This is a genomic window from Alcaligenes sp. SDU_A2 (assembly GCF_038237375.1).
Lineage (GTDB): Bacteria > Pseudomonadota > Gammaproteobacteria > Burkholderiales > Burkholderiaceae_B > Alcaligenes.
On the sequence record NZ_CP151273.1, the window covers coordinates 1,633,390 to 1,656,901 of the forward strand.

At 58.6% G+C, this 23,512-nt stretch carries 26 protein-coding genes and 1 tRNA gene; 18 read left to right on the top strand and 9 right to left on the bottom strand.

The annotated features are described in order from the left end of the window. Window positions 1-38 precede the first annotated feature (38 nt). Together rlmB and AADW57_RS07650 are read left to right on the top strand one after the other, a co-directional pair. Window positions 39-785 (top strand): 23S rRNA (guanosine(2251)-2'-O)-methyltransferase RlmB, encoded by a 747-nt coding sequence (rlmB, locus tag AADW57_RS07645; RefSeq protein WP_341669456.1) that lies wholly within the window; start codon window positions 39-41, stop codon window positions 783-785. 154 nt (window positions 786-939) lie between these two features. Continuing rightward, complete coding sequence (locus AADW57_RS07650) at window positions 940-2,175, top strand: cystathionine gamma-synthase family protein (protein WP_341669669.1); 1,236 nt, start codon at window positions 940-942, stop codon at window positions 2,173-2,175. A 9-nt stretch (window positions 2,176-2,184) separates the two neighbouring features. On the opposite strand, the gene pdxR is transcribed toward AADW57_RS07650, so the two are convergent. After that, a complete protein-coding gene (pdxR, locus tag AADW57_RS07655; protein WP_341669457.1) occupies window positions 2,185-3,651 on the bottom strand; it encodes a MocR-like pyridoxine biosynthesis transcription factor PdxR in 1,467 nt (488 codons plus the stop codon). A gap of 322 nt (window positions 3,652-3,973) precedes the next feature. Between pdxR and AADW57_RS07660 the strand changes: the two genes are divergently transcribed. From AADW57_RS07660 to AADW57_RS07670, 3 genes are read left to right on the top strand one after another with little or no spacing between them, the layout of a single operon-like run. Further along, window positions 3,974-5,518 (top strand): cytochrome D1 domain-containing protein, encoded by a 1,545-nt coding sequence (locus AADW57_RS07660; RefSeq protein ID WP_341669458.1) that lies wholly within the window; start codon window positions 3,974-3,976, stop codon window positions 5,516-5,518. Window positions 5,519-5,532: 14 nt separating this feature from the next. Beyond that, window positions 5,533-5,877, top strand: a complete 345-nt coding sequence (locus tag AADW57_RS07665) for a c-type cytochrome (protein ID WP_341669459.1) — start codon at window positions 5,533-5,535, stop codon at window positions 5,875-5,877. A gap of 43 nt (window positions 5,878-5,920) precedes the next feature. Continuing rightward, the gene (locus tag AADW57_RS07670; protein WP_341669460.1) at window positions 5,921-6,901 is read left to right on the top strand and encodes a precorrin-2 dehydrogenase/sirohydrochlorin ferrochelatase family protein; all 981 of its coding nucleotides are present in this window, start codon (window positions 5,921-5,923) and stop codon (window positions 6,899-6,901) included. Between the two features lie 138 nt (window positions 6,902-7,039). Here AADW57_RS07670 and nirJ read toward each other — a convergent pair whose 3' ends face one another. From nirJ to cobA, 7 genes are read right to left on the bottom strand one after another with little or no spacing between them, the layout of a single operon-like run. Next, the gene (gene nirJ, locus AADW57_RS07675) at window positions 7,040-8,188 is read right to left on the bottom strand and encodes a heme d1 biosynthesis radical SAM protein NirJ (RefSeq protein WP_341669461.1); all 1,149 of its coding nucleotides are present in this window, start codon (window positions 8,186-8,188) and stop codon (window positions 7,040-7,042) included. A 2-nt stretch (window positions 8,189-8,190) separates the two neighbouring features. After that, a complete protein-coding gene (gene ahbB / locus AADW57_RS07680; protein WP_341669462.1) occupies window positions 8,191-8,694 on the bottom strand; it encodes a siroheme decarboxylase subunit beta in 504 nt (167 codons plus the stop codon). A 2-nt stretch (window positions 8,695-8,696) separates the two neighbouring features. Continuing rightward, window positions 8,697-9,182, bottom strand: a complete 486-nt coding sequence (locus AADW57_RS07685; protein ID WP_341669463.1) for an Lrp/AsnC family transcriptional regulator — start codon at window positions 9,180-9,182, stop codon at window positions 8,697-8,699. After that, window positions 9,175-10,167, bottom strand: coding sequence for a siroheme decarboxylase subunit beta (gene ahbB / locus AADW57_RS07690; protein ID WP_341669464.1), 993 nt, complete (start codon window positions 10,165-10,167; stop codon window positions 9,175-9,177). The genes AADW57_RS07685 and ahbB (AADW57_RS07690) overlap by 8 nt, the downstream gene beginning before the upstream one ends. Beyond that, window positions 10,157-11,317 carry a cytochrome D1 domain-containing protein gene (locus tag AADW57_RS07695; protein ID WP_341669465.1) on the bottom strand — a complete coding sequence of 387 codons (1,161 nt, stop codon included), beginning with the start codon at window positions 11,315-11,317 and terminating at the stop codon, window positions 10,157-10,159. The genes ahbB (AADW57_RS07690) and AADW57_RS07695 overlap by 11 nt, the downstream gene beginning before the upstream one ends. After that, window positions 11,314-11,655 (bottom strand): c-type cytochrome, encoded by a 342-nt coding sequence (locus AADW57_RS07700; protein WP_341669466.1) that lies wholly within the window; start codon window positions 11,653-11,655, stop codon window positions 11,314-11,316. Before AADW57_RS07700 ends, AADW57_RS07695 begins: the two co-directional genes overlap by 4 nt. Beyond that, window positions 11,640-12,416 carry a uroporphyrinogen-III C-methyltransferase gene (gene cobA, locus AADW57_RS07705; protein WP_341669467.1) on the bottom strand — a complete coding sequence of 259 codons (777 nt, stop codon included), beginning with the start codon at window positions 12,414-12,416 and terminating at the stop codon, window positions 11,640-11,642. Before cobA ends, AADW57_RS07700 begins: the two co-directional genes overlap by 16 nt. A gap of 80 nt (window positions 12,417-12,496) precedes the next feature. Here cobA and AADW57_RS07710 point away from each other — a divergent pair, with 80 nt between their 5' ends. The 3 genes from AADW57_RS07710 (at window position 12,497) to AADW57_RS07720 (ending at window position 13,308) form a co-directional block, all read left to right on the top strand. Further along, window positions 12,497-12,661, top strand: a complete 165-nt coding sequence (locus tag AADW57_RS07710; protein ID WP_341669468.1) for a hypothetical protein — start codon at window positions 12,497-12,499, stop codon at window positions 12,659-12,661. Window positions 12,662-12,870: 209 nt separating this feature from the next. Further along, a complete protein-coding gene (locus AADW57_RS07715; RefSeq protein ID WP_341669469.1) occupies window positions 12,871-13,143 on the top strand; it encodes an HU family DNA-binding protein in 273 nt (90 codons plus the stop codon). Between the two features lie 89 nt (window positions 13,144-13,232). Then, window positions 13,233-13,308, top strand: a tRNA-Val gene (locus tag AADW57_RS07720). Window positions 13,309-13,496: 188 nt separating this feature from the next. Here the strand turns inward: AADW57_RS07720 and AADW57_RS07725 are convergent. After that, window positions 13,497-14,387 (bottom strand): LysR family transcriptional regulator, encoded by an 891-nt coding sequence (locus AADW57_RS07725; RefSeq protein WP_341669470.1) that lies wholly within the window; start codon window positions 14,385-14,387, stop codon window positions 13,497-13,499. Window positions 14,388-14,518: 131 nt separating this feature from the next. Here AADW57_RS07725 and AADW57_RS07730 point away from each other — a divergent pair, with 131 nt between their 5' ends. The 10 genes from AADW57_RS07730 to AADW57_RS07775 all read left to right on the top strand — a co-directional run bounded on the left by AADW57_RS07730 (window position 14,519) and on the right by AADW57_RS07775 (window position 23,504). After that, the gene (locus tag AADW57_RS07730) at window positions 14,519-15,127 is read left to right on the top strand and encodes an RraA family protein (protein ID WP_341669471.1); all 609 of its coding nucleotides are present in this window, start codon (window positions 14,519-14,521) and stop codon (window positions 15,125-15,127) included. Between the two features lie 77 nt (window positions 15,128-15,204). Then, entirely contained in the window at window positions 15,205-16,185 is a 981-nt protein-coding gene (locus AADW57_RS07735; RefSeq protein ID WP_341669472.1) for a Bug family tripartite tricarboxylate transporter substrate binding protein, read from the top strand. Between the two features lie 261 nt (window positions 16,186-16,446). Further along, window positions 16,447-17,463, top strand: coding sequence for a sulfate ABC transporter substrate-binding protein (locus AADW57_RS07740; protein ID WP_341669473.1), 1,017 nt, complete (start codon window positions 16,447-16,449; stop codon window positions 17,461-17,463). 21 nt (window positions 17,464-17,484) lie between these two features. Continuing rightward, window positions 17,485-18,402: a sulfate ABC transporter permease subunit CysT gene (cysT, locus tag AADW57_RS07745; protein ID WP_341669474.1), complete on the top strand. Its 918-nt coding sequence runs from the start codon at window positions 17,485-17,487 to the stop codon at window positions 18,400-18,402. Then, window positions 18,399-19,286, top strand: coding sequence for a sulfate ABC transporter permease subunit CysW (gene cysW, locus AADW57_RS07750; protein WP_341669475.1), 888 nt, complete (start codon window positions 18,399-18,401; stop codon window positions 19,284-19,286). Before cysT ends, cysW begins: the two co-directional genes overlap by 4 nt. Window positions 19,287-19,307: 21 nt before the next feature. Beyond that, window positions 19,308-20,405: a sulfate/molybdate ABC transporter ATP-binding protein gene (locus AADW57_RS07755; protein ID WP_341669476.1), complete on the top strand. Its 1,098-nt coding sequence runs from the start codon at window positions 19,308-19,310 to the stop codon at window positions 20,403-20,405. 211 nt (window positions 20,406-20,616) lie between these two features. Next, a complete protein-coding gene (locus AADW57_RS07760; protein ID WP_445819187.1) occupies window positions 20,617-21,384 on the top strand; it encodes an energy transducer TonB in 768 nt (255 codons plus the stop codon). Window positions 21,385-21,393: 9 nt separating this feature from the next. Further along, window positions 21,394-22,254 carry a MotA/TolQ/ExbB proton channel family protein gene (locus tag AADW57_RS07765; protein ID WP_341669477.1) on the top strand — a complete coding sequence of 287 codons (861 nt, stop codon included), beginning with the start codon at window positions 21,394-21,396 and terminating at the stop codon, window positions 22,252-22,254. Window positions 22,255-22,256: 2 nt separating this feature from the next. Next, entirely contained in the window at window positions 22,257-22,751 is a 495-nt protein-coding gene (locus tag AADW57_RS07770) for an ExbD/TolR family protein (RefSeq protein WP_341669478.1), read from the top strand. 78 nt (window positions 22,752-22,829) lie between these two features. Beyond that, window positions 22,830-23,504 carry a response regulator transcription factor gene (locus tag AADW57_RS07775; RefSeq protein WP_341669479.1) on the top strand — a complete coding sequence of 225 codons (675 nt, stop codon included), beginning with the start codon at window positions 22,830-22,832 and terminating at the stop codon, window positions 23,502-23,504. Window positions 23,505-23,512: the final 8 nt, after the last annotated feature.

Below are 23,512 nucleotides of genomic sequence, written 5' to 3' on the forward strand. Positions count from 1 at the left end.
GGCCCTGTCATTGTTTTCTTGTCTCTTCAAGGATTGTTATGCCCCAGCAGGTTTTGGCCGGTTTTCATGCCGTTGCAGCCCGAGTCCGTCATAGCGCTGCGTCGGTGCGCGAGGTCTATGTCGATGAAACCCGGCGCGACAAGCGCATGCTGTCCTTCATCGATCAGATTAAGCAGGCCGGCCTGAAAGTCATTCCCGTACAGGCGGAGCGGCTCAATGGTCTGTGCAAGGGCACACGTCATCAAGGCGTGGTGGCGTTGGCCGACGAGCAGGAATTAGCCGTTGACGTCAATGAGCTGCTGGACGATCTGGAAGAGGCGGGTCAGGTGCCGTTTTTGTTGATTCTGGATGGCGTTACCGATCCGCACAATCTGGGGGCGTGTCTGCGTACGGCTAATGCGGCCGGGGCGCATGCGGTCATTGCGCCGCGCGATCGCGCGGTGGGGCTCAATGCCACGGTGTCGCGGGTGGCGTGCGGCGGTGCCGAATCCACGCCGTATATTACCGTCACCAATCTGGCGCGTACCATGCGTCAATTGCGTGAGCGCGATGTCTGGCTGGTCGGCACGGATGACCAGGCTACGCATTCCATGCATCAAGTCGATGCGCGCCGTCCCATGGCCTGGGTCATGGGAGCAGAAGGCGAAGGTATGCGCCGCCTGACCCGCGAAACGTGCGACGAATTAGTGTCCATTCCCATGATGGGAGCGGTTGAAAGCTTGAACGTCAGCGTGGCCAGTGCGGTCTGCTTGTACGAAACCCTTAGGCAACGTGGTGCGGCGTAAGGAGCTTCATTTGCTAAATTACTTATTTGTATAAAAAACTCGGCCTTAGCATCTATGCTTCGCAAGATAATAGATGATCGGCTGCCCTAAACGCGAAGCCAAGGCTTCGCGTTTTTTCATGCGGCGCATGCAACTTCAGGCTTTGCTTATCACTATGGACGAAAACGGCTTTACCACCTCCACCCTGCATTCGGATCGCAGGCTGGGCACGCAGCACGGCGCGATTCATCAACCCTTGCATCCATCCACCGAATACGGGTTTTCCGATGCTCGCGAACTGGCGGCCGTCTTTCAGGGCAAAGCCGGCTTTACGTATTCCCGCCAGGGGACACCGACGACCACCGCCTTGGAAGCCAAAGTAACGCGTATGGAGCAGGGAACCGGCAGTGTCAGCTTTGCCACTGGCATGGCGGCCTTGACGGCTACTTTTTTTACCCTGTTGCGGCAGGGCGATCATCTGATTGCCAGTAAGTATATTTTCGGCAATACCAATAGTTTGCTGGGTACTTTGCGGGACTTGGGTGTGGAAGTGACGGTGGTCGATGCCACCGATGTGGCCCAGGTGCAAGCGGCGCGCCAGCCCAATACGCGCATGGTCTTTGTCGAGACCATCGCCAATCCGGGCACGCAAATCGCCGACCTGTATCGTATCGGTCAGTGGTGTGGCGAACAGGGCCTGGTCTATGTGGTCGATGCCACCTTGTCTACGCCATATCTGCGTCCCGGGCGCGACTATCAGGCCTCGTTGGTCATCAATTCTTTATCCAAGCATATCGGTGGTCATGGCAATGGGCTGGGTGGGATGGTTACGGACACGGGCTTGTTCGACTGGAGCCATTACCCCAATATTGCTCAGGTTTACCGCAACGGCAATCCCAGCTCCTGGGGGCTGACTCAGATCAAGAAAAAAGGTCTGCGCGATATGGGCGGCACCTTGTCCTCGGATGTGGCGCATCGTTTGGCCGTCGGGGCGGAAACGCTGGCCTTGCGCATGGAACGTATCTGTGCAAATGCCCTGGCGCTGGCGCGCTTTCTGCAGGCGCATCCACGTGTGCGCAAAGTGCAGTATCCCGGTTTGGACGATCACCCCCAGCATGCCCGCGCGGCGCAGATGTTTGGTGGGCGATTTGGAGGCCTGATGAGCGTAGTGCTGGCTGACGAGGTGGATGTCTTTGAGTTCCTGAACCGCTTGAAGGTATTCATTTTGGCGACGCACCTGGGCGATAATCGCAGCCTGGTCTTGCCGGTAGCCCACACGATTTATTACGAAATGGGGGCCGAGCAGCGTGCCGTTATGGGCATTGCCGATAATCAGTTGCGCATTTCGGTCGGCATCGAAGAGATTGCCGATTTGACCGGCGATTTTGCCCAGGCGCTGGAGCAGTCCTAAGGCAGGTTTTTAGTAAAGGCGACTGAGCGTCAGGCTGAGCAGGCGCAGAGCCTGGCGTATATCCGCGCTATCCAGGCGGGCGTAACCGAACAGCAAGTGTCGGGAGACGGACGGCTCGATCTCTGCGCTGGCGGCCTGGTCCAGCGGATAGAGCCGGATGCCGCGCCGCAAGGCCGCGTTGGCCACAGCCGCGGCATCGGGGCCGTGGCCGGGCAAGCGCAGGGCCAGGTGCATGCCGGCATTTTCCCCGCTGATGCTTTGGCTGCCCGGCCAGATCTGTTTCAGGCCTTGGATCAGTGTATTGCGTTGCTCCAGATAGCGTCGTCGCACCGTTTGCAGGTGGCGGGTGTAATCATATTCGTCGAAGTAGCGCGCCAGCACCGCCTGGGTCAGCCAGGGGGAGCCATTGTTCAGCAACGCCTTGCGTGCGATCAGGCCGGGAGTCAGGGCAGGCGGGCAGACCATGTAACCCAGACGCAGGCCTGGACCCAGGGTTTTAGAGAAAGAGCCCAGATAAATGACCTGCCGGGGGCTCATGGCGGCCAGGGGGGCAGGCAAGGCGGGGCCATAGCAGAAGTCGCCATCGTAGTCGTCCTCGATGATCAGCGCACCTTTGCGTGAGGCCCACTCCAACAGCTCCTGACGGCGTGCCGTGCTCATGGTGTGGCCTAGCGGATATTGATGGGATGGGGTGACGAAGGCCAGTTGTACCGGGTGCTCCGGTAGCAGGTCGGTGCGTAGGCCGTGTTCGTCCACGGGCACCGGATATGCTTGCGCCTGATGGCGATCCAGCAGGCGATAAAAACCGGTATAGCCTGGGGATTCGTGCACTGCGCCGGCATGTCTGTCCAGGAAATGAGAGGCGATGAGGCTGAGCGCCTCTTGGGTGCCTGCCGTGATGATGATGTGTTCCGGGTCGGCCTTGATGCCTTTGCTGCCCGACAGATAGTCCGCGATTTGCAGGCGCAGGCCCCATAGGCCTTCGGGGGGCGTGTAGTCGGCCATGGCGGCACCGGCATGGCGTAGCAACTGGTTGGACAGATGGATGAAGGCGCGCAGCGGAAAGGCATGTACCGAAGGCCGGCCGACCTTGAAGTCGAACCGCACCGGCAGAGAGGGCGGAGGCACATGGACGCCGCTGGCGCGGGCGCGGTTCACCGAGCGGGTCGAAAAACCGGCGGGCGCATCCAGTACAAAATCCGGGATGGCTCGTTTACCGTTGCGGCCGTGTCGCGGCGTGACAAAATAGCCCCGGCTTGGTTCGCTGTGGATCAGGTTCGAGTCGATCAGCAGTTCGTAGGCACCCAGTACGGTGTTCTTGGACACCTGCAGCAGCGAAGCCAGTCGGGTAATGGAAGGCAGGCGGTTGCCGTCCTGTAAACGACCCGAACAGATGAGCGTTTCGATCTGGCGGGCAATCTGCTGTTTGTAAGGCCGGTCGCGGGCATGGGTCAGGGTGATGGGCAAGGAAAACATGGCTTGGGTCGGTGTAAAGGGCGGCCGTCTGCAATCCAGCCATACCCGCGCACTATAGGTGCTGATCCCTATTTATACCTTGCGTTTTATCAAATTGTGTTTCGTTCGTGATAAATTTGTCTCACTTGCAAACGCTCCGTTTTTGCTATCGAAACATTTGTCGATATGCACCCTGATCATTATTTTTATCTGGATGAAACCATATCCAGACAATGATCGGTATCCGTACCTTTTCTACTAAAAATCACAATCGTTATAGTGTGGAGAGCCTTGCTCTTCTGCAAGGTGATCGTAGGGAGGTACTAAGATGTATAGAAAAATCATGACTCTGGCCGTCCTGTCCACAGGGGTTGCCTCGGCAATGGCCGCGACCAGCGAAGAAAAGCTGCGGGTCGAGCATTTGTTCCAACAAAATTGCGCCGTCTGTCACGGTGCGGATCGGGGTGGCTATGTGGCCCCGGCCCTGACCAGCGATCGCCTGGTGCAAAGCGAGATCGCCTTGCGCGGCACCATCATGACCGGTATTCCGGACACGCTCATGCCGCCGTTCGCCGGCCGTCTGTCCGACCCCGATATCCGCGCGTTGGCGCAGCTCATCAAGAACGAGCCGGCCGCCGATCTGAAATGGGGCATGGACGAAATCCGCGCCAGCGTAAAAGTCCTGGTGGACGAATCCACGCTGCCTGCCAAACCCAATTACGCCATTGATACGGTTTACGACCTGATGGTCATCATGGCGCGTGGCCGTTATGGCCGGGGCGACGAAGGCAACCATGCGCGCACGGTCTTTCTCAACGGCAAGACCAATCAGGTAGTCGGCGAGATCGCCACGCCCAGCGCGCCCCATATCATGGACTTCAGCCCCACCCACGAACGCTGGGCCTGGCTCAAGAGCGATGACGGTCACGTCTATAAAATCGATCTTTATACCCTGCAGATCGTGCGCCAGGCCAAGGTCGGCCTGACCGGACCGGGCATTGCTGTTTCCAAAGATGGCAAGTGGCTGGCCATCAGCTCCTTCGTGCCGCGCAGCGTAGCCATCCTCAAGGCCGACACGCTGGAGCCGGTCAAGTACATGGACCTGGAGGGCGAGGACCCGGACGGCAAGTTCGTCAAATCGGCCGGTGGTCCCGTCATCGGCAGCCGTATCAACAACAAGTTCGCGCTTACCCTGCGCCAGGCAGGCCAGATCTGGATCATCGATCCCGACAAGCCCGGCATGCCGGTCACCAAACTGACCAAAGTAGGGCGCATGCTGCACGACACTTTCCTGACACCGGACGGGCGTTATTCCATGGTGGCCTCGTACGACGATAACAAGTATGTGGCCATAGACCTGAAAGACGACAAGGTGGTGCGCGACATCCCGGCCGGATGCCAGCCGCATGCCGGCTCCGGTGCCGTTACCGAGGTTAACGGCCGCATGCTGGCCTTTGGCACCAATATGGGCACTTGCAAAAAAGGGTCGGTGGTCACGGTCTGGGATACCAAGGACTTTTCCGTGGTCAAGCAGATTCCGGTGGCCGGGGCCACCGAATCGCCGGCCGCGCATCCGAATGCCCCCTATGTGGCCGTGGACATCATCGATAAGGACAAGCGCGCCGCCTGGATTCAACTGATAGACAAAAACACCTTGGAAGTCGTCAAAACCCTGGACGTGGGCGGGCATGCCTTCTTTCCGAACTACAACCGCAACGGCGACTATCTCTATGTCAGCTCGGGATATTGGGGAGACCGCCTCAAGATCTACGACAGCCGCTCTCTGGAACTGGTGGCCGAGCACAAAATGGAAAGTCCCTCCGGGATTTTTTCGCGGGCCAGAACACGTTGGCTGACCATCGGCCAGCCTGAAACCCAGAAATACTGATCAAGGGAAAAACCATGAAATGGATTTTTAGAATGGCAGCCCTGTTGTGCGGCCTTGGAATGGCGCAGGCCGCAGGGGCCGATACGACGGCGGCGCTGGTCGGCAAGACACCGCAGTCGGATCTTTCTGTGCAAACGTCGGCTTTGTTGCCTTTGTGTGCGTCATGTCACGGTGTGGATGGCATCAGCAGTGTGGGCCTGTATCCGAATCTGGCTGGTCAGAAGGCCGATTACATCGTCAAGCAATTGCAGGCCTTCAAGACCCGGGAACGCAATGATCCGGTCATGAGCTCCATGGCCGAACCCCTAAGCGACGACACCATACACGAGCTGGCAAAGTACTTTGCCGGTTTGAAGTAAATCCAATCGCGGCGTCGCTTAGCCGACGCCGCAAGGCTCACTCATGAATTTGTTTCCTTTGTTTTTCAATCTTACCGGTCGGGCCGTCATGGTTGTTGGGGGCGGTATGGTCGCCGAGCGCAAAGTGCGGTTGTTGTTGCGTGCCGGAGCCGATGTCACGGTAGTGGCACCGCAGCAAACGCCCTGGTTGGTGGCCAGCGCCCAGGCCGGGGTTCTGCGCAGTATTGTGGCCTGTTTCTCGCCTGCTCAATTAGGGCCATGCTGCTTGGTGGTCGCCGCAACGGGCCGGCGCAATGTTAATCAGGTGGTTGCAGAAATAGCCCATCAGCGTTGCATACCCTGCAATGTCGTCGACGATGCGCAGCTTTCCTCGGTGCAGGTGCCGGCCATTGTCGATCGTTCGCCTTTGATGGTGGCCGTGTCGTCGGCGGGTTCGGCACCTGTGCTGGCGCGGCGTGTCAGGGAGCGTATCGAAAGCGTGCTGGAAGAGTCTTTGGGCGATCTGGCGGCACTGGCGGCCAGCCACCGACCGGACATCAAAAAAGCCTTTCCCGATGTACGTGCCCGGCGCTTCTTTTTCGATTGGTTGTTGGGCAGTCAGGTGCAGACGCTGTTGGCCAGCGGCCAGACCGACGAGGCGGCTGCCATGCTGAAATCCGCCTTGCGCTGCGGCATGCAGGACAAGGCGGTGCGGGTCAGTATTGTCTGCATAGCTGATTTGCCTGCGGCTGACCTGCTGACCTTGCGCGCGCTACGCGTTCTGAATCAAGCAGATTGGGTTCTGTATTTGCCGCAGACCTTGCCCACGATTTTGGATAAAGTCAGGCGCGATGCCGGCTTGCAGGCATTGGATGAGCTAGGTGCTGTTTTACACGACGACTTCCTGAACCCCGAGTTCTGGGGCCGCCTGCGCCCGCTCTGGGCCAATAAGGAGCGCGTCGTGATTGTCTGGCGATCTGACTGGGATGCGCAGGCCTTGGTCGACGTGTTCCGGCAGATGGGCGTAAGCTGCGCCATCATTTAAGTACAGCGGCACGTTTTCAGCACAATACGGTAAGCCTGCGTGCTTGCAGGCAAGTGCCAAGCGTGTTGCAGACCCTCGGAACGTCGAGGGTTTGTTGTCTAGCGTTTTGCGGCATGCACAATTGATGTCCATGCGCAGTTATGGGGAGGAGCACGGGGCTTGGATTTCCTGATCGCTTAAATAGCAGCCGGGATCTTCGGCCCACAGGTCGTCACTGGTTTTTTGCGCGCGTGTGCGCGTGTTGCCGTTGCAGATAGGCAGGTAGTGGCATTGGGCGCAACGCCCTTTGACCGGACGGGGGTGTTGCCGCAGCAAGTTCAACAGCGGTTCGGACGAATCGGCCCAGATGCTGGAAAAGGGGCGGGATAGCACATTGCCCAGAGAATAGTGCCACCACATGGTGTCGGGGTGGACATTGCCGCGATTATCGATATTCGCGACGTTGACCCCGCTGGCATTGCCTCCCCAGTGCAACAGCTTGGCGTGGATACGGTCGGCGTGTTCGGGGAAACGACGTCGCACCCAGTGCAGAAAGAATACGCCATCGGCATCGTTGTTTCCGGAGGTAAATTCTTTGGGCTGGCCTGCGAGTCGGTAGGCCATGCAAGCCTCGAAGACGTGCTCCATCGCTTGCCGGGTCATGTGGTGATGACTGGCCTGTTTACGATTGCGCGCTCCACGGCCGGCATAGTTCAGGTGCGAAAGATAAAAGCGGTCTATGCCTTCCTGGCCCAGCAGTTGGAGGAGGGCGGGCAGGTCGGCCGCATTTTCTTGGGTCAGGGTAAAGCGTATGCCGACTTTCAGACCGCGATCTCTGCATAGTCGCAGCCCTTCCAGGGATGCGGCATAGGCACCTGCCTGGCCGCGAATGCGATCGTGTCGCTCTTGAAGACCGTCCAGTGAGACGCCGATGTAGCCCAGGCCGCAGGCGGCCAGGGCATCGATGTTGCTTGCGTTGATCAAGGTGCCGTTGGAGGACAGGCCTACGTACATGCCCAGTGCTCCCGCGTGGCGGGCAATATCGAATATGTCGGGGCGTAGCAGCGGTTCGCCGCCGGACAGGATGACGGCGCGTACGCCAAAGGCGTGCAGGTCGTCCAGAACAGCACAGACCTGTGTAAAAGACAGTTCGCCGGGGAAGTCTTTGTCGGTAGACGCGGAATAGCAGTGGCTGCAATGCAGATTGCAACGACGGATCAGATTCCAGATGACGACTGGGCCGGTGCGCGTGGCGGTGGGCGGGGTAGGGCGTTGCAGCTCGGCGATGAAGTTGGAAATGCGGAACATCGTCAATTACTCCGGATGCGCAGGCCTGTCTTTTTAAGGATGGCACTGGAGAACAGAACATCGCGCGATTTGAGCGCGCCCGGCAGCTTGGACTGCAGCAGTTCGGCTATGTCATCCGCTTGCTTGAGCACGGCGGCGCGATGGGTGCCATGCAACATGGTGAACAGGTTGTAAGGCCAGAGTGGCAGATGACGCGGGCGGCGATAGCAGTGGCTGACCTGGGGGAGCGCACCGAGCAGGATGCCGGCTTGATCGATCTGGTGGTCGTCTATATTCCAGACGCACATGCCGTTGGCAAGGTAACCCAGGGCATAGTGATTGGGGACGGCCGCAATGCGCCGTATAAGGCCTTTTGCCAGCATGGCATTCATGCGTTCCAGTACGTCTGCGGGAGCCATCTTCAGGTGTAGGGCCAGCGCGTGATAGGGCCTGGGCTCCAGGGGCAGGCCGTCCTGGGTGGCATGGATAAGCGCGGCGTCGGCCGGATCAAGGGGCGAGGTGGCCATAGTCAGATTTCCAGGTACATGTTTACGTAGTATTCGCGCTCTTTGGGGAAGGCCAGCACGGCAAGCGCAGTTTCGTGTTCTATTGCCGCGATGCAGTCGTGAACGGCGTTTGCGGACGGCGTCGCCAACACAAACCACATGTTCAGATCATGATCGCGGCGATAGTTGTGGGCGACCTCGATATGGCGGTTGACGGCAGCCAGCACGGAATCCCAGCGAAGGTCTGGCACAGCCATGGCGGCCAGGCAATAGGCCCCACCCAAGGCTTCGGCGTTGAACAAGGGGCCAAAGCGACTAAGAACGCCCCTGGTGCGAAGCAAGGCAATGCGATGGATCAGTTCGGTTTCGTTTAGGCCCAGGTCTGGGGCGATCAGGGCGAAGGGATGCGGGCAGACGGGAAAGCCGCGCTGCAGCGTATTGATGATCCGCCGATCGGCCTCGTCCAGCGGCGCTATGTGCGTAGAAAAAGGGGTAGTGGGATTAGTCATGGCCAACGACGCGGGTAGGAATGCGCGCACCGCGCTGTTTGAAACAGTGAGATGAAAACAGGATGTCGTGTCTGAAGGCGTCCAAGCCCAGGTTTCGATTGATTTGCGCATGCTGGGACAGCACTTGTCTGCGGTCCTGGCCATGAATCATGCAAAAAAGGTTGTGTGGCCATTCGGGTGGGTGGGGGCGGCGTTGGTAGCAAAGGGTGACGCCCGGTTGTTGGCCCAGTTGGGTGCCGAGTTGATCGATCTGTGTGTCGGGGACCGTCCATACGCACATGGCATTGGCTTGGTAGCCAAGCGCGCGATGATGCAGCACGACGCCGAAACGGCGGAACAGACCCACGCGCAGCCAAGTGGCCACTTGCTTTAAAACCTGCTTTTCGGACAGGCCGGTAAGGCGGGCCAGTTCTTGAAAGGGTTCGGGCACCAGTGCCAGTCCATGCTGGACATGTTGCAGCAGCAGATGTTCCGGCGTATCGGCACAGGGCAGTCCGTCGCAGGCTTGCAGGCCCGCCGTTTTCTTTTCGGCAGGCGTCAGGCTGAATCCCAGGTCGATGTGGTAGGCCGCCAGCATGGGCAGACTGATCGGTGTCAGGCCGGTCAGACGGGCGATGTCGTTCAGTCGGGCGTGTAGAGTCGGAGTATCTGCGCAGGCCATCACGAACCAGAGATTGATGGGGTGTTCGCGCTCGTAGTTGTGATTGACTTCGGGCAGGGCGCTGATCTGGTCGGCCACCATTTGTAGACGGTGGGCAGGCACCTGCAGGGCGGCCAGCGTGCTGCTCATGCAGGCAGGGTTAAGGACTGGGCCGATGCGGCTGATCTGCTGGAGGGTCGTCCAGTGTTGAAAATGCTCCAGCACGGCGTGTTCGCCCAGTCCTACGCTAAGCCCTAAGCTGCGGAAAGGACGGGACACCAGCGGAAAGCCGTGTTGCCAGGCGTTGAGCAGGCGAAAAGCTGAAGGCGATAGGTCAGAAACCAATGCGATTGCTCCTGTGCGTGAAGAAGATGCCACTGGGTCTGGGGATGGACAGGGTGTTGATCAGGGCCAGACTGCGGGTGTCGTAAATGGTGACCGTATTGTCGTCGCGTGCCGATATCCAGACGGCTTCACCCCGCGGAGTGAACTCCATGTGCAGGACCGCCTTGCCGGGCGAAAGAGTGTGGGTGACTTGCAGGGTGTCCACATCGATGATCTGTACTTTGTCGTTGTCCGGGAAGGCGAAATTGACCCAGATTCGACGGCCGTCGGGCTGGGCCATGACAAAGACGGGTTGACCCAGAACAGGAATACGGTTGCTTTCCGTCCAGGAGCCGGTGTGGGCGACGAGCACTTCGTGGCGGCCTATGGCGGGCAGGAACAGGCGTTGTCCCGCTACCGACCAGCCCCGTAGATGGGGCATTTTGAAAACCGGCAGGGGTTGCTCTCCTTTGCCGTAGCCGGGGAGGATTTTTTGCGTACCGTTTTCTGGGTGCCAGAGGTCCAGCATGGCCAGTGCATCTTCACCGAACAGACCGGCGATATAGTGGCGGCCATCGGGGGTGACCATGGCGTCGTAGGGCTGGCGGCCTGCATGGAAACGCTGTGTCTTGGGCTGCCGGGGGTCGGACAGGTCGGTAAGCCAGATTTCACCGGCCTCGAACAGCGAATAGGCGAATTTCTGGCCGGGCAGGTCGGCCAGTCCTACGACCTTGGCGCGTTTTCCTGGGGCATATTCGGCTGGGACTTCGCTGATGAAGTCCAAGGTATCCGCATCGAAAACCTTGATGCCGCCCGGTTCGTAGTTCTGCACGACGATCAGGCGGCCATCTTGGGAAATGGAGCCGCCGATGGCGTTGCCCGACTGCATGATTCGATGCACCAGGCGATGGCGCAGCAGGTCGACCTTGCTCAGTCCGCCGTCGCGGCCGAAGACGTAGCCATAGCGGCCATCGCGGGAGTAGGTGACGTGGGCGTGAGAGAGGTCCCCCAGGCCGTGGATACGCGCCAATTGGCGGCGTCGGCTGGTTTCCACCACGGCGACGCTACCCGAACTGCGTTCGATGACCAGCCCCAGGTCGTTGGTGCCACGGGGTAAGGGGGCGCAGGCGCTGAGCAGCAGGGCGGCCAGCAAGAGAGCGGATGATTTCATGGTTGACCGGATGGTGGGTTGAGCAGGAGATCGGCCAGCCACAGGGCTTCGGCCGGTTGTATGAAGGCCTGCCAGCCGGGCATGGCCGTTCCCGGCCGGCCTTGCAAAATGACATGCGCAAGTTGTTCTATCGTGCGGCCGGTCAGGGCGGAATGGGTTAAGGCGGGCCCGAGTCCGCCATCCAGCTTGAGTCCGTGGCAGGAGCCGCATTCTTGACGCAGGAGGTGAGTCAGGATGCGCTGGCGTTCGGGGCTAGGTGGATTGGCCTGTGATAGGCAGGGAAGCAGCGCAAGCAGGATACAGAGCAGGCGCGTCGGCAGCGTCAGGGCTGTGGGCATGGCTGGACCTGATCGACAAAGCGGCTGACTAAGGACGTAGCGTAGTGGGGATGCAACTGCACCACCTTGCCGATGAGCAGCAGGGCCGGCGGCGTGAAGGCCTGAATGGCGCTGGGCAGGTCGGCCAGTGTGGTGAACCCCCATCGCTGGTTGCTTAGCGTGGCGTTCTGGACCAGGGCGACGGGGGTGTCGCCGGAGCGGCCATGCCCGAGCAAGGCATGGGCAATATGGCGTGTGTTGCTGACGGCCATGTAAAAGACCAGCGTGCAGCTGGGATCGGCCAGAGAAGACCAGTCCAGCGCCAGACTTTGCTTGTCGCGCAGATGTCCGGTAATGAAGCGCACGCTGGTGGCCAGGCCCCGATGGGTAAGGGGAATGCCCAGCGAAGCTGCGCAGCCAGTTGCGGCTGTGATGCCTGGAACGATTTCGGCGTGGATGTCGTGGCGGCGCAGGTACAGAAGCTCTTCGCCGCCACGGCCAAAAATGAAGGGGTCGCCGCCCTTCAGGCGGATGACACAGGAATGGTCGGAGGCCAGCATGCGTAGCGTGCGATGGATGGTTTCCTGCATGGACGCATTGCAGCCGGCGATCTTGCCCACGTCGTGCAGCTCGGCCTGGGGGTTGATGCAGTTCATGATGCCTTTGCCCACAAGGCGATCATGGACGACGGCTGTGGCGTTTTGGAGCAGGCGCAGTGCCCGCAATGTAAGTAGTTCGGGGTCGCCGGGACCGGCTCCGACCAGATAGACTTTGCCGTTCAATGCCGTGCTCCTTGGCAGTGGGACTGCGTGTTCAGAAAAAAAGCAGATAGAAAAATTGTAGGTGGCCGAAGGTGCCAAACATGGGTATGGATGGCGAGCCTGTGATGGGTGTGCTTTTGTTCTGGACTGTCGTGTTGCTTGCTGCGACGCGACATATGGTCAGCCGGCAAATAGCATATTTTCCGGATGGTGTTAAGGGCGGTATCCAAAAAAATGAAAAGACCCGCAAGAATTGTGAAAAGTGAGCAATGATGCGGGTTACAGACGTGTTTTTGCTTGACACGTCTTTTATTCATAGGCCTAATACGCGGTAGCCAGCCGGGCCGTCTTGACGCTCGGTTGCAAAGGCAGTCGGCGGTGCTTAGATTCCTGCCGTCTGCCCTGTTAATGTGGCAGTAACAGACCGGCGTCCGCTGGGGGGCCGGTTAAAATAATTTTCAGGGGTATTTTCTCAATGAATAAAACCGAGCTTATCGAATTCATTTCCACCAAAGCCGATCTGTCCAAGGCTGATGCCGGTCGTGCGCTGGATGCGTTTATCGATGCCGTGACCACCACGCTGAAAGACAAAGATACGGTTACTTTGGTTGGTTTCGGAACGTTTGACGTTTCCGAGCGCGCACCCCGCTCGGGTCGCAACCCACGCACTGGCGAAACCATTGAAATCGAAGGCGCTAACGTGCCTAAGTTCCGCCCAGGCAAAGCTCTGAAAGACGCCGTCAATTAATTTAAAAAATTTACGACGTAGGGCTTGCAAAAGATAATCTGTGATCCTATAATTCTTTTTCTTCACAGGAAGAGTGGCATCACGGAAATGGGTGCTTAGCTCAGCTGGTAGAGCGGCGCCCTTACAAGGCGTAGGTCGGGGGTTCGAACCCCTCAGCACCCACCATCTCTTTTGTGAATCCGATCAAGCACTTAGCGTACGCTAGGTGCTTTTTTTATGCCCGATTGATCGGTGTTGAAAGTGGTTTAGGAAAGGCTAAGCAACCGTAATTGGCTTGCTGCCAACTAGGCTACGCCCTGCCGTGTGGACGGCGACGGTTGCGGCACTGCTGCCCGCGAAATAAGGTATCCGTCTTATAGCGCGGGTACGAACCTGCAGACGGCCTGGGCAATGCGGGTGACATCCCGGTACAGCGCGATATTGCGGTCCTGCTTGCGAAAAAGCGCGCAATACATCAGCCGTGGTTGCTGTTTGCGTGTCGGCAAGCGCACCAATTGCCCGCTGGTCACCATGGGAGCGAAGTATTCTTCTGGCAGACAACTGATTCCTTGGCCTGCGGCAACCAGGCTGGCGGTGGCGATAAGACTGTTGATCGTGAATACGGCCGAGTCCGCGGTGTGTGGTCGCAACCAGTCGTCGTAAGCCTGGCTTAACGCAGATTCATGGTTTTGTCGGATGATGGGCATGCTGGCGATTTCGCGCAGGTAGTAGCTGCGTGTCGTGCTCATCTCGGGGCCGCCTACCCACATCAGTCGCAGCTCACCGATATCAACACAGTGCAGCAACGAGTCCGGCGGCAATTGTTGCTGAATACTAAGCTGAATCGTATTGTTCAGCAGCATTTGCTGCAGCTCGGCGTGCATGCCTATAACGATTTTAAGAATGATTCCAGGGTAGTGCAGCTTGAGCTGCCTGATCAGCACAGGTAGCCAGGTGATGGCTGTGATTTCCGTGACGCCTATGGACAGGCGCTGTATCGGCTTGTTAGGCGCGCGAAACTGTTGCAGTAGGCTGGCGTGTTGTTGCAGCAGCGGCTCGGCCATGCGCATGGCGGTACGGCCTTCGTCGGTCAGTACATTGTGTCTGCCTTCGCGCGCGAATAAGCGCACGCCTAGTGTTTGCTCCAGCTGACGAATCCGTTTGATGACGGCCGATTGCGTGGTGCAGATTTTTTCCGCGCAGGCACCGAGCGTGCCGAGCTTGGCGGTCCAGTAAAAGGCTTCCAGTTGCCGGTGGCTAGGCATGAGACTTTCCTGTTTGGAAAAGATAGTGGGGAGAATTATTCAATATACAGGAATGTTTTAGATAGCCACAATCTGGTCCATCTCATCTGGCTGAACAGATGTCGGTATATGTGCTTAGGAAAGGTAGGAGCATGAAAGATTTGCAGCGCTGGTTCGCAGGGCTTTCTTCGTCGCTGGTGTCCGATAGTCTGGATCGACTGCAAGGGACGCATTGCTTGAAGCCCTTGCATGGCGTGCAGCCCCTGCTGGGGCGGGCGCTGACGGTGCAAGTGGCACCAGGGGACAACTTATATATTCATGCGGCATTGCGTCATGCGCAGCCGGGTGATGTGTTGGTCATCGATGGCGCAGGCAATACCGAGCGGGCCTTGGTGGGCGAAATACTGCTGAATGCGGCCCGCGCACGGGGTGTTGTGGGTTTTGTCGTGGATGGTGCTGTTCGCGATGTGGATGCGTTCATACGTGATGGCTTCCCTTGCTATGGAAAAAACATTACGCCGCGGGGACCTTACAAGAACGGCCCTGGCTCCATCAAGCGGGCGGTCAGCATCGATGGCAATGTGGTCTGCACGGGCGATGTGGTGCTGGGCGATGCCGACGGCCTGGTGTTTGTGCCGGCGGACCATGCCGAGCACGTGGCCAGTCGGGCACGCGAGTTGTATGAAAAAGAGCAGCGGACATTGGCCGATATTGCTGCCGGCACCTATGACGACACCTGGCTGGATCGCGCTATTCAGTGAACGCACTCTTTCGTTCAATCCGGCGATTAATAGTTATCGGCGCATAGACGCCAACCAAACATAGAGGAGACTGTACTGTGTTTAAAGCTAAATTTTTCTTGGCCCCGTTCTTGGCAGTGGCCACGTTCGCTAGCCTTGCGCCCGTTCAGGCACAGGAGGCGGCTTACCCGACCAAACCCATTCGCCTGATCGTGCCTTGGGCACCCGGAGGCGCGACGGATGTGATTGCCCGTATCATCGGGAAACGACTGGGCGAAGAGTTGGGGCAGCCCGTGGTCATAGAAAACAAGGCCGGCGCGGGCGGCAATATTGGCACGGCTTCGTTCGTCAGGGAGTTGTCGGATGGGCATACCTTGCTGATGACCACCAGCTCGACCAATGCGATCAACCCGCATTTGTATTCCAAGACGGGCTACGACGCGGCAAAAGACTTTGCCCATGTTGCGCTGGTTGGTGCCATTCCGAATGTGCTGGAGGTGCCCGCCAGTTCGCAGTTTCAGACAGCGTCCCAGTTGTTGGAGTTCGCCAAGGCCAATCCGGGCCAGCTCAACTATGGTTCGGCGGGAGTGGGCTCGTCGCAGCATCTGGCTGCATCCCAGCTGATTCAAAGCGCAGGGATCAACATCACGCATATTCCCTACAAAGGCAGCGGGCCGGCGGTGGTTGATTTGTTGGGCAACAATATTGATTTGATGTTGGATACGGGGTCCTTGGCTCAGGTCCGTTCGGGTGGGTTGCGGGCCTTGGCCGTGGCTTCGGCGACGCGTTTGCAGGCCTTGCCGCAGGTGCCGACCTTCGATGAGCTGGGCTTGAAGAATATGTATGCCGCCGCTTGGTATGGCGTGGCTGCGCATGCGGATGCCCCGAAACACGTGGTGGAGCGCCTGAATCAGGAGATCTATCAGATCCTGCAGGAGCCGGCGATTATTGAACAGTTGGAAAACATGGGCATGCAGATCGGGCAGGCGCAAAGCCCTGCGCAGCTTGATGCGTTCGTGCTGTCGGAAATCGAGCGTTTCAAGGCCTTGGTGGAACTGGCCGACGCTAAGCTGGAATAGGCCAGCGGTTTCCCGCCGATAGTTTGTCTTGATTAAGGCATCCGGGTAAGCTGATCTGTCATTGCCCGGCTGTCTTGATCGGCTTTCAGGGTGCGGGCGTTGGCACTTGACGAAGCGGCCCGTCAGGCTATGGCCTGACGGGCCGCTTTTATAGTGAGCGCACGCTATATCTAATCAAAGAATTGGTATTTCTCGGCGGCTGGGCCGCTTGCTAGACTCGTTTCAAATATCTCAATGCGGTGTTTCTGGGGATGAGAAGCGATGTCGGTACTGCAAAAAACAAAGATTTTCCGCAGCGCAGCGCTGCTGGCAGCGGTGGTGGTGGCCGCTTCGGCGGTGGCCGCCGAAATCAGTATCTTGAACGTGTCCTACGATCCGACGCGGGAACTCTATACGGAGTTCAACAAGGCTTTCCAGGAACACTATAAAAAAGAAACGGGCGATACCGTGACTATCCGCACTTCGCACGGTGGCTCGAGTAAACAGGCGCGTACGGTGATCGATGGCGCGCCGGCCGATGTGGTCACCTTGGGGATTTCGTCCGATATCGACCAGATCGCCCGTTCTGGCTTGATTGATCCGCAATGGCAAAGCCGTCTGGCGGATAACAGCACACCGTATACGTCCACGATTGTCTTGTTGGTGCGCAAGGGCAATCCCAAGGGCATCAAGGACTGGGGGGATCTGGTCAAGCCCGGCATTAATGTTGTGACACCCAACCCCAAGACGTCGGCCGGGGCGCGCTGGAATTATCTGGCGGCGTGGCTGTATGCGCTTAAACAGCCTGGTGGTGATGAAGACAAGGCGCGTGCGTTCGTGCAAGCGTTGTACAAGAATGTAGGCGTGCTGGATTCGGGCGCGCGCGGCTCGACCACCACGTTTGTGGAGCGCGGCATAGGCGATGTGTTGATCGCCTGGGAAAACGAAGCCTTGCTGTCGGTCAAGGATCTGGGGCCGGACAAGTTCGACATTGTCGTTCCGTCCAGCAGTATTCTGGCTGAGCCGCCGGTCGCGGTAGTGGACAAGAATGCGTCCCGTCATGGCACGGAGAAAGTCGCCAAGGCTTATCTGGATTATCTGTACAGCCCAGCAGGGCAGGAGATTGCGGCCCGGCATTTCTATCGCCCCCGTCTGGAGTCAGTGGCGGCCAAGTACCGCGATCAATACCCGCAACTGACTTTGTATACCGTTAACGACGAGTTAGGCGGCTGGACTGAAGTGCAGGCCAAGCATTTTGCCGACGGCGGTGTGTTTGACAGTATCTATCTGAAAAAGTAAGCAGTCGGCAAAGAGATGTCCATGACTTCGCTAAGTCCGTTCCGTATTTTTTCAGCCCGTAAGGCGGCAGGCCCTTTACCCGGTTTTGGCCTGAGCCTGGGTTTGACTGTGGCTTATCTAAGCCTGATCGTACTGATCCCCTTGGCGGCGGTCTTTCTTAAGACCAGCACGCTTAGCTGGGATCAGTTCTGGGCTACCGTGACGGCCGATCGCGTGGTGGCTTCCCTGAAGCTGACCTTCGGGATGGCGGTAGCGGCGGCGTTGATCAATGGTTTTTTTGGCGCAATTTTGGCTTGGGTATTGGTGCGTTACCGTTTTCCGGGACGTCGCATTGTGGATGCGTTGATTGACCTGCCGTTTGCGCTGCCTACCTCGGTTGCTGGTATTTCCTTGGCGGCAATCTACGCGCCCAATGGCTGGATCGGGGCTTGGGCCGAGCCTTATGTAGGCCGCATAGCCTTTACCCCGTGGGGCGTGTTGGTGGCGCTGACCTTCATCGGTCTGCCCTTTGTGGTGCGTACATTGCAGCCGGTGCTGGAAGAATTCGAGAAAGAGCAAGAAGAGGCATCAGCCTGCCTGGGGGCCAGCCGCTGGCAAACCATAAGCAAGATCATTGTGCCGTCCTTGCTGCCAGCCTGGCTGACAGGAGTGGCGTTGGCGTTTGCGCGTGGCGTGGGCGAGTATGGCTCGGTCATTTTTATTGCCGGGAATGTGCCTCTGGTGTCCGAAATCACCGCCTTGCTGATCGTCATCAAGCTGGAGCAGTTCGATTATGCGGGGGCGGCGGCGTTGGCCGTGCTGATGCTGGTGCTGTCGTTTACGATTTTATTGTTGATCAATCTGTTGCAGTGGTGGTTGCAGCACAGGCATTCGGGGCACGTCAGTCAGCGGCCATCTGACGCTGTTGTGACGCCTTTGCAGGTAGGGGGCGCATCATGAGTGATACCCTGACTTTGCGCGCCGATGCCTACGTCGGCACACAAGGAACCGAGGCGCGCCCGTATGCGCGCGATGAAAGCCCAGTGGTCAAAACGCTGCTGATCGGCCTGGCTCTGGTGTTTTTTGTGCTGTTTTTGTTGCTGCCTCTGGTGTTGGTGTTTGCAACCGCTCTGGGCAAAGGTGTGCTGCCTTACTTGTCGGCCTTGCAGGATGCCGATACGCTGCATGCATTGCGATTGACCTTGCTGGTCGCCTTGATTGCGGTGCCGCTGAATATTGTTTTCGGTTTGGCGGCGTCGTGGGCGATTGCGCGTTTTGAGTTTCGCGGCAAAAGTTTATTGACCACCTTGATCGATTTGCCGTTCTCTGTCTCGCCGGTGATCGCGGGTCTGGTTTTTTTATTGATCTTCGGTCGGCAAGGGCCGCTGTGGGACTGGCTGGATGCGAATAATATACGTATTGTGTTCGCTTTGCCGGGGCTGGTGCTGGCGACCTTGTTCGTGACCTTTCCGTTTGTGGCGCGCGAGTTGATCCCGCTGATGCAGGCCCAGGGAAGTGATGAAGAGGAAGCCGCACGCGTGCTGGGAGCCAGTGGATTTCAGCTGTTCTGGCGGGTGACCCTGCCCAAGATTAAGTGGGGCCTGCTGTATGGGGTTATTCTGTGCAATGCGCGGGCCATGGGGGAGTTTGGCGCGGTGTCGGTGCTGTCGGGGCACATACGCGGCCAGACCAACACCTTGCCCCTGCATGTCGAGATTGAATACAACGATTATCACACTGTGGGTGCCTTTGCCGCCGCTTCTTTGCTGGCTTGCCTGGCCCTGGTGACCTTGGCCCTGAAATTATGGGCCGAACGAAAAATGGTTCAAGACGGCGATCGTTGATCGCTGCTTTCGGAGTTTGCAATGAGTATCGAAGTTCGTCATCTGGTCAAACGCTTTGGTGCCTTTACGGCGCTGGGTGATGTCACCCTGGATTTTCCGCCGGGCGAGTTGGTGGCGTTGCTCGGTCCTTCTGGCTGCGGCAAGACGACCTTGCTGCGTATTGTAGCCGGCCTGGAGCATGCCGATCAGGGACAGGTGCTGATCAATGGCAAGGACGTGGCCGCTGTGGGTACGCGTGAGCGTCAGGTTGGGTTTGTGTTCCAGCATTACGCCTTGTTTCGCCACATGACGGTATTCGAGAATGTGGCGTTCGGCTTGCGCATCAAACCGCGCAAGCAACGCTTGCCCGATGCGGAAATCCGCCGACGTGTTCACGAACTGCTGGAGCTGGTGCAACTGGACTGGTTGGCCGACCGCTATCCGGCAGCGTTGTCCGGTGGGCAACGTCAGCGTATTGCCCTGGCGCGCGCGTTGGCGGTGGAGCCCGGCGTGCTATTGCTGGACGAGCCTTTTGGTGCACTTGATGCAAAGGTGCGCAAAGAGTTGCGGTCGTGGCTGCGCCGTCTGCACGACGATCTGCATATCAGCACTTTGTTTGTGACGCACGATCAGGAAGAGGCCATTGAAGTGGCCGACCGCATCGTCGTGCTGAACAAGGGCAAGGTAGAGCAGCAGGGAGCGCCACAAGAGGTATACGATCAGCCAGCCAGTCCTTTTGTGTACGAATTTCTGGGTGCGGCCAATCGTTTGCCAGGACGGTTTGCACAGGGGGGGTTTGTGGCCGATCCGCAATTGGGGCAATTTGAATCGGCAAACGCCTTAAATGGCCGTCCTGCCGGGCAGGGTGATGCCGTGGGCTATGTGCGTCCGCACGATCTGGATCTGCGGCGCAAGCTCGATGGCCAGGGCATTGCGGTGGCGGTACAGCGCATCATCCCTTTGGGAGCGACGGTGCGTGTGGAGCTGGCGTTGAACGATGGTGAAGCTCCGTGGGAAGCCGAGTTCGACCAGCAAAGCTGGTCGCAACTGGATCTGCGTCCCGGTGAACGAGTTTTGGCTTTACCGCGCAAGTTCAGTGCTTTTCCTATCCAGGCCAAACCGGACGCCATTGCCGTTTGAACAGAAAAGGATGTACAAAAGACCGGGCAGATTGTCTGTCCGGTTTTTTTGTGGCTGATTGATTTGCCGCGAAAAAAAGACAGAGGGCAGAATTTTACGATTTTACTGTATTGAGAATCGTTCCTATTTCTGTTAAGATTCGAGTCTTTACTGGGCATCCTGTCCAGTCCCGTCATGGTGTATGCGGGTTGCGGAATGTATAGAACGGATTATGACCCGTATTGCTGCTGAAACGAATAATCGTCCGATGTTGGCGTTGAAGGTAACGGGCCTGGCATTGGCGCTGGGTCTGCATGCCGGCGTGTTCGCCACTTTGCTGTGGTCCGAGCAACCCAAAATGGTCGGTGAACCGGCTCCTATGGACATTATCGGCGTGACGCTGCTGGAGCAGGACGAGGCACCGGTACAGGAAGAAGTGGTGACGGCACCACCTGTGCAAGAGGCACCGCCGCCGGAGCCCGAACCCGAACCCGTCGTCGAGCCCGAACCGGAGCCCGAGCCGGTGGTCGAAAGCCCGCCCGTGCCCGAGCCGCCCAAACCTAAACCAAAGCCTAAACCCAAGCCTAAGCCTAAGCCCGAGAAGCCGGTTGAAACACCGCCGCAGCCGGTTCAGCCAGCGGTGCCAGCCGCGCCTCCCGGTCCGGCCAGCGATGCGCCGGCGCAGTCTGCTGCTACGGCCCGTTCGACCGATAGCGACAGGCCCAAAGTGATCGGACGGGTGGATTATCTGGGCCGACGTCCCGTGCCTGTTTACCCACGGGCCTCTGAGCGCCGCCGCGAACAGGGGCGGGTCGTGGTTAGGGTGGTCATCTCTACCCAGGGAACGGTGCTGGAGGCCAAGGTTCAGAGCTCCTCCGGGTACGAGCGCCTGGACGAATCCGCTCTGAAGGCGGTTCGCACGGCGCGTTTCAAACCTTATACGGAAAATGGCGTGGCTTATCGAGCCATGGCGGATATTCCTTTCGACTTTGTTTACTAGGATATTTCAATGATGCAGGAAATACTTCAAAGCGCATGGGTAGGCCTGGCACAGGTCGCCGGGCCCGTCGCCGGTCAGGCCGCGGCCACGGGAGCCGCTGCGGCTCAGGAAGCCACTGGCGTGTTGCACTTCATTCAGCAAAGCGACGCGGTCGGCAAGTCATTGTTCGTGATTCTGGCGTTGATGTCGGTGGCCAGTTGGTATCTGATCATCGTCAAAGGGTTTTTGTCGTTCCGTCTGAAGCGCCGTTCGCAAAGTTTTATGCGCGATTTCTGGTCGGCCAGTTCCTTGGAACAGGTCGAGAACGAAATTGCGACACATGGCGCGCGTGAACCGTTTGCGCATCTGGCTAGCCACGCTATTCATGCCCAGAAGCATCACACCAAATATGGTGCCGTGCGTCTGGAGGAAAAAGGCTCTACGGATGCGTTTGTGTCGCGCATCATGCGTAAAGTCATCGACGAGGAAACCGCGCGTCTGGAAAACGGCCTGACCTTGTTAGCGTCGGTGGGGTCCACGGCACCTTTTGTCGGCCTGTTCGGCACCGTCTGGGGCGTCTATCATGCCCTGATCAATATCGGCCTGTCCGATGGCGTCACCCTGAACAAGATCGCCGGTCCCGTGGGCGAAGCACTGGTCATGACGGGTCTGGGGCTGGCCGTGGCCATTCCCGCCGTGCTGGCATATAACGCCTTTGTGCGCACGAACCGTGTTTATCTGGCCCAGCTGGACGCCTTTGCCCATGACCTGTTTACCTTCCTGACGACGGGCCAGCAGGTGCAGGAAACCCAACCCGTGCTGCGTCGCGTGCCCTCCTCGGGCGGCGGTTCGGCTTCGTCCTCGGCGGCTGCCGCCAAGCGGGAGCACTGATCATGGCCTTTGGCAGCTTCGACAACCGCAATTCGGGCTCGGCTCTGTCCGAAATCAATATGGTGCCGCTGATCGATGTGATGCTGGTGCTGCTGGTGATTTTTTTGATTACCGCACCGTTGCTGTCGCACTCCATCAAGATTCAGCTTCCTCAGGCTAGTTCCGAGCCTATCCAGCAGGACCCTAAGTCGGTGGATCTGGCCATTGATGCCGACGGTCAGGTGTTTATTAACGAGCAACCGGTGGATCTGGACGACCTGACTTCGGTATTGGCTCCCTATGCCAAGGAGCAGCCCCAACCCGAGCTGCGTATCCGTGCCGACACCGACACGCGTTACGAAGTGCTGGCGCAAGTCATGAGCCGCTCCAAGGCATCGGGCCTGACCCGTTTGGGCTTTGTGACCCGTCCGGCCCCCACCCAGTCCGCCGCTGGTGGCGTTGCGCCGGCCGCACCCGGATCGGTTCAGGCTGGCTCGGCTGCCGCCGCTCATCCCTAGGCTCTGTTGCATTTTTTTCTCGGCCCGTCGCGTTGTTGCAGCAGCGCGGCGGGCCGATTTCGTAATAAAATCCTTCGTATGCGAGTACTTGTCATCGAAGACGACGCCACACTGGGCGCCGCATTGCAAGAGTACCTGAGCGACCAAGGCTATGCCGTTGATTGGTTGCAGGAGGGCGAGAGCGCGCTCAAAGAGCTCGTCGCCCAGGTCTACGACCTGCTCTTGCTGGACCTGAATCTGCCCGGCATCAGCGGGCTGGACGTGTTGCGTCGTCTGCGCCAGCAAGGCAACGCTGTTCCTGTGCTGATCCTGACCGCGCGCGACGGCGTGGACGACAGGGTGTTGGGCCTGGACGCCGGAGCCGATGATTACCTGATCAAACCGTTTGACTTGTCTGAACTGGCGGCGCGGGTACGGGCGTTTGGCCGTCGCCGCAGCGGTCAGGCACAACCTATTATCGAGGTGGGCCCGCTCAGTTTTGATACGGTGGGGCGCGAATTGCGTTGTGCTGGCCAGCGGGTCAACTTGTCGGTGCGCGAGCTGTCTGTGCTGGAAATGCTGATGATGCGGCCGGGGCGTGTGGTGACCAAGCAGCAGATCGTGAACTCGCTGTCCGCCTGGGATGCCGATTTCAGCGATAATGCGGTCGAAGTCTATGTGTACCGGCTGCGCAAGCGGCTCGAAGGCACCGGCGCTGTTATTCAGACTGTGCGTGGTTTTGGCTATTTGCTCGATGTGGAGAGCGCGGCCTGATCATGCCC